Source organism: Flavobacteriaceae bacterium, from assembly GCA_014075215.1.
Classification (GTDB): Bacteria; Bacteroidota; Bacteroidia; order Flavobacteriales; family Flavobacteriaceae; genus Polaribacter.
On sequence record CP046177.1, the window covers coordinates 1,173,346 to 1,185,515 of the forward strand.

The 12,170-nt window shown below is 33.7% G+C and carries 14 protein-coding genes; all 14 read left to right on the top strand.

Features of this window, described 5'->3' with window-relative positions; translation table 11 throughout:
• Window positions 1–106 precede the first annotated feature (106 nt).
• The 14 genes from GKR88_05995 to GKR88_06060 all read left to right on the top strand — a co-directional run bounded on the left by GKR88_05995 (window position 107) and on the right by GKR88_06060 (window position 11,970).
• Window positions 107–1,483, top strand: coding sequence for a trypsin-like serine protease (locus tag GKR88_05995; protein ID QMU63888.1), 1,377 nt, complete (start codon window positions 107–109; stop codon window positions 1,481–1,483).
• A gap of 293 nt (window positions 1,484–1,776) precedes the next feature.
• Window positions 1,777–1,920, top strand: coding sequence for a hypothetical protein (locus GKR88_06000; protein QMU63889.1), 144 nt, complete (start codon window positions 1,777–1,779; stop codon window positions 1,918–1,920).
• Window positions 1,921–2,174: 254 nt separating this feature from the next.
• Window positions 2,175–2,735: a hypothetical protein gene (locus tag GKR88_06005; GenBank protein QMU63890.1), complete on the top strand. Its 561-nt coding sequence runs from the start codon at window positions 2,175–2,177 to the stop codon at window positions 2,733–2,735.
• 336 nt (window positions 2,736–3,071) lie between these two features.
• A complete protein-coding gene (locus tag GKR88_06010) occupies window positions 3,072–3,878 on the top strand; it encodes a hypothetical protein (GenBank protein QMU63891.1) in 807 nt (268 codons plus the stop codon).
• 92 nt (window positions 3,879–3,970) lie between these two features.
• Window positions 3,971–5,380, top strand: a complete 1,410-nt coding sequence (gene rlmD, locus GKR88_06015) for a 23S rRNA (uracil(1939)-C(5))-methyltransferase RlmD (protein QMU63892.1) — start codon at window positions 3,971–3,973, stop codon at window positions 5,378–5,380.
• A 4-nt stretch (window positions 5,381–5,384) separates the two neighbouring features.
• Complete coding sequence (locus tag GKR88_06020; protein ID QMU63893.1) at window positions 5,385–5,864, top strand: hypothetical protein; 480 nt, start codon at window positions 5,385–5,387, stop codon at window positions 5,862–5,864.
• Window positions 5,845–6,540 carry a hypothetical protein gene (locus tag GKR88_06025; GenBank protein ID QMU63894.1) on the top strand — a complete coding sequence of 232 codons (696 nt, stop codon included), beginning with the start codon at window positions 5,845–5,847 and terminating at the stop codon, window positions 6,538–6,540. The genes GKR88_06020 and GKR88_06025 overlap by 20 nt, the downstream gene beginning before the upstream one ends.
• Before the next feature lie 61 nt (window positions 6,541–6,601).
• Window positions 6,602–7,549 carry an isopenicillin N synthase family oxygenase gene (locus GKR88_06030; GenBank protein QMU63895.1) on the top strand — a complete coding sequence of 316 codons (948 nt, stop codon included), beginning with the start codon at window positions 6,602–6,604 and terminating at the stop codon, window positions 7,547–7,549.
• An 18-nt stretch (window positions 7,550–7,567) separates the two neighbouring features.
• The gene (locus tag GKR88_06035; protein QMU63896.1) at window positions 7,568–7,894 is read left to right on the top strand and encodes a translation initiation factor; all 327 of its coding nucleotides are present in this window, start codon (window positions 7,568–7,570) and stop codon (window positions 7,892–7,894) included.
• A 4-nt stretch (window positions 7,895–7,898) separates the two neighbouring features.
• Window positions 7,899–8,837, top strand: a complete 939-nt coding sequence (locus tag GKR88_06040) for a DUF1835 domain-containing protein (GenBank protein QMU63897.1) — start codon at window positions 7,899–7,901, stop codon at window positions 8,835–8,837.
• The gene (locus GKR88_06045; protein QMU63898.1) at window positions 8,827–9,699 is read left to right on the top strand and encodes a phosphorylase; all 873 of its coding nucleotides are present in this window, start codon (window positions 8,827–8,829) and stop codon (window positions 9,697–9,699) included. Before GKR88_06040 ends, GKR88_06045 begins: the two co-directional genes overlap by 11 nt.
• Window positions 9,700–10,104: 405 nt before the next feature.
• Window positions 10,105–10,686, top strand: a complete 582-nt coding sequence (locus tag GKR88_06050; protein QMU63899.1) for a transposase — start codon at window positions 10,105–10,107, stop codon at window positions 10,684–10,686.
• Between the two features lie 266 nt (window positions 10,687–10,952).
• Window positions 10,953–11,210 (top strand): hypothetical protein, encoded by a 258-nt coding sequence (locus tag GKR88_06055; protein QMU63900.1) that lies wholly within the window; start codon window positions 10,953–10,955, stop codon window positions 11,208–11,210.
• 163 nt (window positions 11,211–11,373) lie between these two features.
• Window positions 11,374–11,970: a hypothetical protein gene (locus GKR88_06060; protein QMU63901.1), complete on the top strand. Its 597-nt coding sequence runs from the start codon at window positions 11,374–11,376 to the stop codon at window positions 11,968–11,970.
• The last annotated feature ends 200 nt before the right edge of the window (window positions 11,971–12,170 follow it).

A 12,170-nucleotide genomic window follows, 5' to 3' on the forward strand; every position in this document is an offset into this window, starting at 1 on the left:
AGGGAAAAGCCATATAAGTAAAGACTGTTAAAAGAGGGTTAAAAAAAAGAATACGTTTGAAAAAAATGCTAAAATGTTTAAATTTGAGGGATAAAATTTTTAAGAAATGAAAAAAGTTATAGGATTATTAAGTATAGCCATAATTGGAGGTATTATAGCTTTAAGCGGATATAAACTCTTCTTTAATCAACCTGTTGTTATTGAAAGAACTGTAAAAAATCAAATTCCTACGATTCAATCAAATTATAAAAATATTTTAAATGTCAATTCGGAAACTTCATCAGGATTAGATTTTACAGTCGCTGCCGAAAGAACAATAAACTCGGTAGTACATGTAAAGAATACGGCAGTAAAATCCGGAATCAATTCCTGGAGCGATTTGTTTAATGGCCCGAGAAAGTACGAGCAAGTAGGTACGGGAAGCGGTGTTATTATTTCACCTGACGGATATATTGTAACTAACAATCACGTAATAGATGATGCAACAGATATAGAAATTACGTTGAATAACAGGAAAAAGTATAAAGCAAAGCTTATCGGCACAGATGAAAAGAATGATATAGCACTGTTAAAAATAGATGAGGAAAATATGGAGCTGACCTATATTCCTTTTGCAGATTCCGACAATGCAAAGATAGGAGAATGGGTATTGGCAATAGGAAATCCGTATAATTTAAATTCCACGGTAACGGCAGGAATTATCAGTGCTAAGGGAAGAGATTTACAAGGAAATTCAAATGTAGATGCATTTATTCAAACAGATGCTGCGGTAAACCCCGGAAATAGCGGAGGGGCGTTAGTAAATACAAGAGGTGAACTCATTGGTATTAATACGGCCATTTCTTCAAGAACAGGTTCTTATGTAGGCTATTCTTTTGCAGTGCCTTCCAATATTGCCAAAAAAATTGTTGATGATATACTAGAGTTTGGTAGCGTACAAGAAGCTATTTTAGGAATTAGTGTGGATGTTAGGGATACTAATATACAAGGAGTGAAGATAGGTTCATTAGATGCTAAAAGTGAAGCTAGAAAATCAGGATTAGAACAAGGAGATATTATTGTGATGATTAATAATATGAAGATTACCAAGTTTTCGGAACTTACAGGCCAGTTAACAGCAAAAAGACCTGGAGAATATGTAGATGTTACTGTAAACAGAAATGGAAACCGGTTGACAAAAAAAGTAAAATTGAGTAAGCGGAATACTTATGTTTCACGATCATTTGGTTGGGCATTAAAAAATTTAAGTAAAAAAGAATTAAAACAACTTGATATTAAAGGCGGAGCTAAGATTTATGAGACCAATAGCAGAGATGGAGACAATAGTCTGAAAAACTTTATTATAACTAAAATAAATGATAAAAAGATTTTTAATGCTTCGGAAGCTGCAAGATTATTGGATGAAGCTGGAAAAAGCCGGTATTCTATTGTTATTGAGATGATTAACACGGAAGGAGAGAAAGAACGATACCGATTTAGATAAGTTCAACGCATAAATAGTAAAGAAAACCTGGGTAGAAGTCAGGTTTTTTTTATGATTTATCACTTGAACTTACGGTAATATAACTATGGAAAGATAATACCTAAACTTCGAAGTTGCTTTTACAACTATAAGGGCTAAATCAACGTAACTTGACATAAATTAAGGTTTGCGGATACATTTTAAAGCAAGAGCGCTTACACTACCAGAATTGAGAACCAAAACAGTCATGGTTCTTGGTTCCAGAGTCAAGAAATCTTTTTTGCTTTCTTACTTGCTATAAAAAAACATAATTGATGAACTCATTTAAACTTTTTGGATGTAAGCGAACATTAGAAGTTTTTAGATATGTTGAAAGCTTTTTTGAGTTGCATAGCAGCACTACGGAAGGAAAAAAAGATAAAAACAGAGCTAAAAACACCCATTTTTTAGCAAATTGAAAAAGTTTAAATGAGTTCGATGTCAAAAAAGCAGTTGAAACTCTGAAAAGCTTCAGTAGAGCTTTACACTTTACACTTTTCAACTTTCTAACTGATTATGGAGAAAATTTACCTATAGATATGATTAGTGATATATCACTTGAACGTTTTTATTTTTCCATTGATCTATAAAAAAGGTTGATTAGCAGAAAAAGGAATTTTTGATTTGGATTATCGTCAGAGATTTGCAGCATAACTTTAAAATTTTATATATCATGAAAAAATTAAATGTATTAGTAGCCATCGTATTTGGATGTGTAAGTATGACTTCATTTGGTCAGGTGTTTTCTGGAAGCGGAACCATGAATGTGGAAGCAGAATTAGTAATTCCATTGACTGTGTCCGGTACTTTACTAGATTTTCAAAAAGTAGCCATTCCTGCTACAGGTAACCGTTACTATCATGTACAAGGAGATGGTAGCATGTATTCTGCGGCTACTTCAACAGCTACAACAGCAGACGGAGCACAGACAGATTTCGAAGGTTCTCCAACAGTAAGTACCGTTACGATAAAAGGAACTCCAAGTACTGCAATTCAGTTAACAGCAGCAGCTAGCTCTAACTTGACCAATGCAGGTGGTTCTACTATTGAGTTTGTTCCAAAATACTATTCATTTGGTGCTACAACAGCAGCAGCGATGACTACTTCATTAAATAGTAGTGGAGAGTTAAAGTTAAGTTTAGGTGGAAACATTAAAGTAGTAGGTCAGGATGATTCATCTCCAAGTACTCCGGGAGTATATACAGGTACTACAACATTATCAGCTCAGTACTAAGATAATAGCTATACAATAGCTTTCCTCAAAAGAATCATATAGGTTTTTTGATACTCAACACCTCGCCCTTGGGCGAGGTGTTGGGTTATGATACTATTTAAGAAGTTTGGAAGTCCTGGGTTTCAACTCTTTTAATACCAGTTCTAATACAATAGGTTAAACTCAATCTTATAGAAGATGGATTCAGCGCTCTTTTATTCAAAATAATGGTAATTTCCTGTTTGTCGTAGGAAAAGTTCATTTCGTCTACAGATAAGAGTACTTTGGTGTTTAAACAGGTAATTAATCTATTTATATGTAGATATTTACACCGTAAAACTTTTAAATTTTTAAATTATGTCATTAACAAACAATACTAGAAACAGCGTTTTATTACTTTTTTTACTACTAAACATTTTTACTTGTTTTGGACAAGGAAGTGTTCGATTGACCAAAAAGAAATTATTCTTTAACAGAGCTTCTACCCACAAAGAATTAGGAGTTTGGAATGTATCAAATAGAGAGCAGGAGTATACCGTCTTTTTGCGAAAAAGTACTATGGATGAAAATGGAATATACAAAGTAGATACAGTAAATGTAGATGAGCTTGATAAGCATATTCGCTTCTTTCCAAGATCTTTTAAAATAGGACCAGGTGAAATACAAAAAGTTCGTGTTCAAGTAAGAGATTGGCAAGGATTGACAAAAAATGATAATTATACTCACATTTTTGTAAAGGAAGCCTTATCGTTTGGTACCGGCGAAAACACTACCTTGATAAATAAAAAGTTAGGAACAGATGTAAAAGTTGTGGTAGAAGTAGGTATTCCTCTTATTTTGCAAAAATCAGGAATTAAAGAATCTAATTTTACTATTAATGAATTTGAACTTGTAGATAATAATAAGTTTCGTTTAGGCCTGGGAAGAACAGGAGACAAGACCAAGTATTGCAAAATTAAAATTTTTCATACAGATCCGGAAACAAATAAAAGAACCAATGTTGGAACGCTAAATAATGTAGCTGTATTTTCTAATATGAAAAAGAGAGACATTCTGATTAATCTGACAGAAGAGATTACTTCAGGAAATGTAGAAGTGTTCATTATTGAAGACAGTGATAGTAGAAAAGCTCAGGTTTATATACAAGAAAATTTAAAAGTATAACGCGATATCAATTTATATGCTATTTTGAATAGTAAAGAAAACCCGGAAAAAAGCCGGGTTTTCAAGCATTTGAATATTAGTATTTTTACACTATGAGTAGAAAAAAGAAAAATGTCATCTTTGAAAATATTAAAGTAATAGATGCCGGCACCAAAGGAAAAGCAGTAGCAAAAGCACCGGATGGCAGTATTATTTTTATGTCCAATGCAGTCCCCGGGGATGTTGTTGACATACAGGTAAACAAAAAGAGAAAGTCATATTATGAAGGAAAAGTCATTCAATTTCATACCTATTCGGATAAAAGAACTGATCCTGTATGTGAGCATTTCGAATATTGCGGCGGTTGTAAATGGCAACACATGAAATATGTGGCACAATTGGTGTATAAAGAAAAAGAGGTGATTCACAATTTACAGCGAATAGGTGGCCTGGACTTACCTGAGATGGCTCCTATCCTACCCTGTGAAAAAAACTATTTTTACCGCAACAAAATGGAATTTTCTTTTTCTTCTAATCGTTGGTTGACCCCGGAAGAAATCAAATCGGGCCGGAAAATCAACGATAAAAATGCTTTGGGTTTCCACATTGCGGGAATGTGGGATAAAGTTTTGGACATCCATTACTGTCACCTGCAGGAAGATCCTTCCAATTCCATACGAAATGCTATTAAAGCCTTTGCCGTTAAAAATGATATTGCATTTTTTAACCCCAAAAACCGGGATGGTTTGTTAAGAACTGTGATGTTACGTATCACATCTACCCGGGAAATAATGGTCGTCATTCAATTCTATAAAGAAAATACAAAGAAAAGAGCGTTGCTCTTGAATTATCTTTCGGAAACTTTTCCTGAAATCACATCGTTACAATATACCATCAATACAAAAGCAAATGATACTATTTATGACCAAAAGGTGATATTATTCAAAGGAAGAGATCATATTTTTGAAGAAATGGAAGGTTTGCATTTTAAAATCAATGCAAAATCTTTTTATCAGACAAACTCAAGTCAGGCATATGAATTGTATAAGATTATACGCAATTTTGCGAATCTTTCCGGTACAGAGCTAGTATATGATTTATATACGGGAATAGGTACCATTGCTCAATTTATTGCTAAAAAAGCAAAAAAAGTAATTGGAATTGAATCTGTTCCGGAAGCTATAGAAGATGCAAAAAACAACGCACGTCTTAATAAAATTAATAATGTAGCATTCTATGTAGGTGATATCAAAAAAATATTTACATCGGACTTTATTAATCAACACGGAAAACCGGATGTGATTATCACCGATCCGCCAAGAGATGGGATGCATAAAGACGTTGTATCGCAAATCGTACAGATAGCTCCAAAGAGAATTGTGTACATAAGCTGTAATTCAGCAACGCAGGCAAGAGATTTGGCTTTTATGAAAAAATCTTATAAAATTGTTAAAACACAAGCAGTAGATATGTTTCCGCAAACACATCATGTGGAAAATGTTGTACTTTTGGAGCTGATATAAAAAAATGAAGAAATGTATCCTTTTATTGCTAGCTGCCATTACTTTTTCTTTTTGTAAAAAGGATGATTTTTGTGTAGAACCTGTTACGCCAAATTTAATATTACGCCTGTATAACAGCACAAACCCAACCGAACTTAAAAGTGGTGAGCGTTTATCTATTTGGGCAGATGGAAGAGATACCTTACCTCAATACACTTCGGTGACGTTAGATTCTGTTGTTATTCCTCTAAACCTTATTTCGAATCAGACGGTTTATAATTTTAAAATAAACACGGTAGACGGAAATATTGCGAACAATCGGGTAGACCAATTAACCGTTAACTATACTACGGAAGAAGTATATATTTCAAGATCTTGTGGTTTTAGGGTTATCTTTAACAATGTAACTGTTACTTCAAATAATGGTTGGATATTGTCGTTGAGTCCGTCGTCCATTGCTACTATTAACAATGAATCTTCAGCACATGTACAAATATTTCATTAGCATTGTAGTAACGCTCTTTACGATTTCAATGTATACTCAAAATCCTTTGAATGTAAACGTGGAAAAAGACACTATTGTATATAAAACGGCCTATGGTTTGCGCTTGGGAATAGATATCAGTAAACCTGTAAAAGCGTTATTTGACAGTAGTTATAAGGGGTATGAAATTGCAGGAGATTACAGACTTTCTAAAAATTTTTATATTGCTGCAGAACTTGGTTATGAAGAAGAAACTACCCATGAAGATTTTACCAATTCTTTTGCAAAAGGAAGTTATATTCGCTTGGGAGGAAATATCAACCTCTATAAAAACTGGCTGGATATGAATAATGAAATTTTCTTCGGCTTTCGATATGGCTTCAGTATTTTTGATCAGACATTAAACTCTTACACGATCAATACAGGTACTGAATACTTTCCAGCAACATTGATGAATTCCAGAACAGCAAGCGGTTTAAATGCTCATTGGGCAGAATTTATGTTGGGAATTAAGGTTGAGACCATTAAAAACTTATATATTTCTGCCAGCTTCTCATATAAAGTAATGGTGAACGCGGAAGATCCTGATAATTTTAAAACGCTTTTTGCACCGGGGTTTAACAGGGTGTTTTTGAATAATACCGGTTTTGGGTTCAATTATACCATTTCTTATCTCATTCCATTCCGTAAAAAATAATGCTATAAACTCATCATTATTTTACTAATTTTATGGTGAACTTATTTTAATCCCATTAATAATGAATAAAATACCAAGTGTAGATCTATCGGATTTTTTATCAAACGATAAAAATCGTAAACAGAAATTTGTTGACGAAATAGGACATGCATATGAAAATATAGGGTTTGTAGCACTGAAAGGGCATTTTCTGAACGATGATCTGGTAGCGGACTTATACAAAGAAATCAAAAAGTTTTTCGAACTGCCCGTAAACGTAAAAAAGAAATATGAAATTGAGGGTATTGCAGGACAACGCGGTTATGTTTCTTTCGGTAAAGAAAGTGCCAAAGGGAAAAAAGAAGGGGACTTAAAAGAATTTTGGCATTTTGGTCAATATGTTGAAAACGATCCCGTGCCAGAAGCCGAATACCCAAAAAATGTATATGTTGAAGAACTTCCGGAATTTAATGAAGTTGGGAAAAAAGCATATAAAATGCTGGAAAAAACAGCAAAATATGTACTACGCTCACTAGCTATTCACTTACATTTGGAAGAAACTTATTTTGATACGTTCATTAAAAACGGAAATAGTATTTTAAGGCCCATACACTACCCTCCTATTACTACCGAACCTAAAAACGCGGTGAGAGCTGCTGCTCATGGAGATATCAACCTGATTACTTTATTAATGGGAGCTCAGGGGAAAGGACTGCAAGTACAAAATCATCGCGGAGAATGGATTGATGCTGTTGCCGAGCCTGATGAATTGATGATTAATGTCGGAGATATGCTGTCCAGGCACAGCAATAATAAGTTAAAATCTACCATCCACAGGGTAACCAACCCACCAAAAGAGTTATGGGGAACTTCTCGTTATTCAATCCCATTTTTTATGCACCCGATAAGTAGTATGAAATTAAATGTTTTGGAAGGCTGTATCGATGAAAAAAATCCCAAACTGTTTGATGATATTACGGCAGGAGCATTTTTAGAAGAAAGGCTTAAAGAGTTAGGTTTAAAAAAATAACGAATAGCTAAAATAAGCATGGACTTACAAGATCAGTTACGGAATTTATTTCCCGATCATATATCGGGAACTCCCAAAAAAGAAGAAAATAAAAGTGATATATGGTTGCAAGATGAACCTATACTTTGTAAATATGAAAAACGTAAAGGAAAACCCATAACCGTACTGGATGGTTATAATGGTGCCCCTTCAGATTTTAAAAAACTAGCCAAAGAAATAAAAACCAGTCTGAATGTTGGTGGGAGTGTTAAAAATGACACCATTATTATCCAGGGAGATTACAGAGATCAAATAATGAAAATACTCAAAGAAAAAGGGTTTTCCGTGAAAAGAATCGGCGGGTAATTTTATGGACAATATCTTGCATATCACCAATGGGGACAGCCTTACTGATTATCTCAAAAAATCAGACTATAAAGGGACGTATCTGACCTGGCGGGAGATGCTATGCGAGGGTCCTTTAGTTGCTATCATAGATTCCGAGGAGTTTTTTAACTTGAGAAGCACATTTTTAAAAGAGTTTTACAACGTAGAATCAAACAACTATTCTTTCAAAAATGAACTCAATACATTAAACCATACAGAAACATATGCTGCTATTGTTTTATGGTTTGAATACGATTTGTTTTGCCATATCAATATGTTGGGTGCCATTAATCTTTTACAGCAAAAGAACATACAAAAACCCATTTATATTGTTATCAGCGGATTTGTTGGCGATGAAAAATCGTTAAAAGGTTTGTGCGAATTAAATCCGGACCAGCTACAAACACATTATAATCAACGAGTTGAATTGACTCCAAAAGATAAAAAGCTAGCGATGGATTTGTGGAAAATATATTGCGGTACAGATCACCACCTTCTCGCCTCTTATCCGGTACATACATTCTCTTTTAAATATTTAAATAACTGTTTAAAAGCACATATAGAACGATTTCCAAATCAAAAGACAGGGTTAAATGTACTGGAAACAACTATTTTAAAAACCATTCGCAACAAGGAGGTAAAATCCGAGCGTCAATTATTGAGATATATGCTAAATGATCAGGGGTATTACGGATTTGGAGATATTCAACTTAGACGAATGATACATAAACTGGATATCTTTTTTGAACTTTCAAATGGCATATTCAAATTAAACAGCAAAGGACATGGGATTTTGTCAGAGCAGCAAAACTTCATGAATGAAATGGATGACCATATGGTTTACGGAGGAGCGCAACAAATGGATTTCCGGTTTCATTTGGGAAAAAACCAACTTGTTAAATCAGTATCAAATGCCAATTAAACATTCAGAATTAATTCTTAATCCGGACGGAAGCATTTATCATTTAAGTTTAAAACCGGAACACATCTCAAAAGATCTTATTTTTGTAGGTGATCCTGACAGAGTAGATAAAGTTACCAAACATTTCGATACCATCGAATTTACCGCTCAAAAAAGAGAATTCAAAACCACCACCGGGATATATAAAGGCAAAAGAATCAGTGTTCTCTCAACCGGAATCGGATCAGGGAACATAGATATTGTTTTAAATGAATTAGATGCATTGGTAAATATCGACTTAACAAACAGAAAAATAAAAGAAAAACATACATCGTTAAATATTATTCGTATTGGTACGTCCGGATCGTTACAAGCGAATATTCCTGTTGATAGTTTTTTGATGAGTACTCATGCTTTAGATACCGGTGGAATGCTTCATTCCTATATTCTTGATACCATTTCTCATTCTGAAATGGAAAAAGCATTTATTCATCATACGGACTGGAGTTCAAAAAGAGCGACTCCTATCATTATAGGTAGTAGTCAACAGTTAGATAAAAAAATGTCTTCAAAAATACTTTATAAAGGAATAACGGCAACTGCAGACGGGTTTTATGGCCCCCAGGGGAGAGTTTTAAGGTTACCCGTTCAAGATCCGAAATTAAATAATAAAATTAATTCGTTTAACTATAAAGGAATGAGGATTACTAACCTGGAAATGGAAACTTCGGCTATTTACGGGTTATCCAAACTACTGGGCCACCATGCCTGTTCTATGAATGCCATTATAGCCAATAGAGCATTGGGGATGTTTAGTACTCATCCGAATAAGACAGTTGAAGACCTTATTCTTTATGTTTTGAATAAGTTTGCCGAACCATAAGAACTTACTTTAACCCGGATTTTAAGAAACTAATTACACTTTGACAGTTAAGAGCTAACTTGCCAAGGAGTTCGATAATTAAGCCTATTGTATAAATGGTGATTAAGATCCTCGCCCGAATTTTGGTTAGAATGCAAAAAAGACTTTCTGTATAGAAAGCCCTTTGAGGCAAAAAATGATGAAACATCTGTTATCTCGCATAGAATAATGCTCAAAGATAAAGCATTCACCAGAACTCTTTTTATTAATTCATTAAATTTCAATTATGAAAACATTCGAGAAAATGCAAGTGAGCAACCCCTATGCTGAGCGTATAGTGTAGGTTCTCGATCTCATTTTGTTGCTGTAGGACAGCAAAAAAATCAAGTTAAAGAGTTCTCTGTACACCATTGAGGTAGTTTGAAGATGATAAGCTATTTACAAGAACACACCATAGATATCGTACTAAGCGAACAGGAAAAGAAAAAACTTGTTATTAAGCAAATCAAAGGAAAAAATCAACCCGGAATAGCTGTTCAAGAATACTTCTACAAATTATTTGGTACCGATATTATGGCTATTGAATCGGTAAGTGTAAGCACTGTTCTAAGCTTTTTATCAGAAATAGGCACCGATATCTATAAATTTGATAGTGCCAAAAAATTTACAAATTGGTTAAGACTAGCAACCAATAACAAAGTTTCAGGCAGTAAAACCCTAAGTAGTAGAACTCCTAAGGGTAAAAATAAATTTGCAATAGCTTTGCCTAATGCAGCTAATACCATAGAAAATAAAAAAGAAGGTTATTTGGCTCAGTTCTTTAAACGTATCGCCTATAAAAAAGGAAGAGCAGCAGCTATAACAGCTATAGCCAGAAAAATAGCAATACTTATATGGAATATGATTATCAAAAAACAAGCCTATCATCCCATAGATTCAGAACAAGACAAAGAAAAATTAAAACAAATCAAAACAAGACAAATTCAAAAAAATTATGAAACAACATAAAATCGATATTAGCACATTATCAGTGTGTTAGGAATTAAATTAGGTAGAATGATATTACCGACACCTTTGGAAAATTGATTTGACAAAAAAGTTCGACGCCCGAAGAAAATTTTCAACCGGAATAACTTGTTGGTTTTGAGGATTTAAAATTTTCGAGAAGGAAGAAATTTGAAGCCAAATCAATTTTAATATGGAGTATATCACTATTTTGCAAAGGTCTCTTACCTTTAAAAAATAATTACCCCATTTTTCCGTTATTTAATAAAATGTGTACATTTATACCTTTTAAAAAGAAATCCATGAAAAAAATCGTATGTATTGCTATTTGTGTTATAGGACTTGCTTGCTTATCGTCATGTAGAAGTACATCCAAAAGTTGTGGTTTGGCTACAACTCTTCAACATCAGGATATGCAGCAGTTATTGAGTTTTGATAATACGGTAAAGTACTCACATTATGGTTATTATCATATTATAAAAGCGGTCTTAGATGCTCGCACTTTTACAGACGTGGTGGGAACATAGCAACAGGCATGGTGATTGTAAAGGGCGGTATTCATTCAAGCTATAAATTTTCCTTATAGTGCTATAAAAAAATTTATGGTGATAAAAATCCTGGCATTATTTGGGCTTTTAAATTGCTAATGCTGTTCAAATACCGGAAAAACAGAAGTTAATACAGTATAGCGTGTCATTATTTATTCCAACATACTTCTCTCCTGTTTCTCAGTTTTCGGAAATCGTAAGAGCCGATAGGGTTACATTTGAAACAGAGGATAACTTTCAAAAGCAAAGCTACCGGAATCGTTGTTATATATATGGGGCTAATGGCAGGCAGTTATTAAATATCCACGTCTCACATACGAATAGCCCGGAAAGAAAAAAAACAAAAGATACCATTATAAGTGGAGAGTTTCCCTGGCAAAGACATCATTATAAGTCTTTAAAAATTGCTTATAATTCCTCGCCTTTTTTTGAATTCTACGAAGATGACCTTATGGCTATATTCAACAAAAAATACAAGTTCCTGCTAGATGTAAATTTAGATACCTTTTCTTTTTTTAACGAAGCTTTGGATTTGAATATATCATATGCTAAAACAACAACATATATAATAAACGCTGATGTAACAGATTTTCGGTTTTTAGCAAATGCCAAACAGCATATTAACGATTCCTTTAAACCATATGTTCAGGTTTTTGACAACAAATACGGGTTTATAGAAAATCTGTCTATGTTAGATCTTCTCTTTATGGAAGGACCCAATGCAGTAAGTTACCTTTAAACCGAAATTTGACATAAGATACCTTTACAACATTGATAGATTATAAATTCCTCATTCATTACGGTCTGCATTATATTTTTCCTCTCCTGATTGCTTTTTTGTTTTACAGGAGTCACTGGAAAAAAGTATACGTCATCTTCTTATTAACCATGTTGATTAATACGGATCATCTTCTGGCAGATCCAATATATGATCCTCTT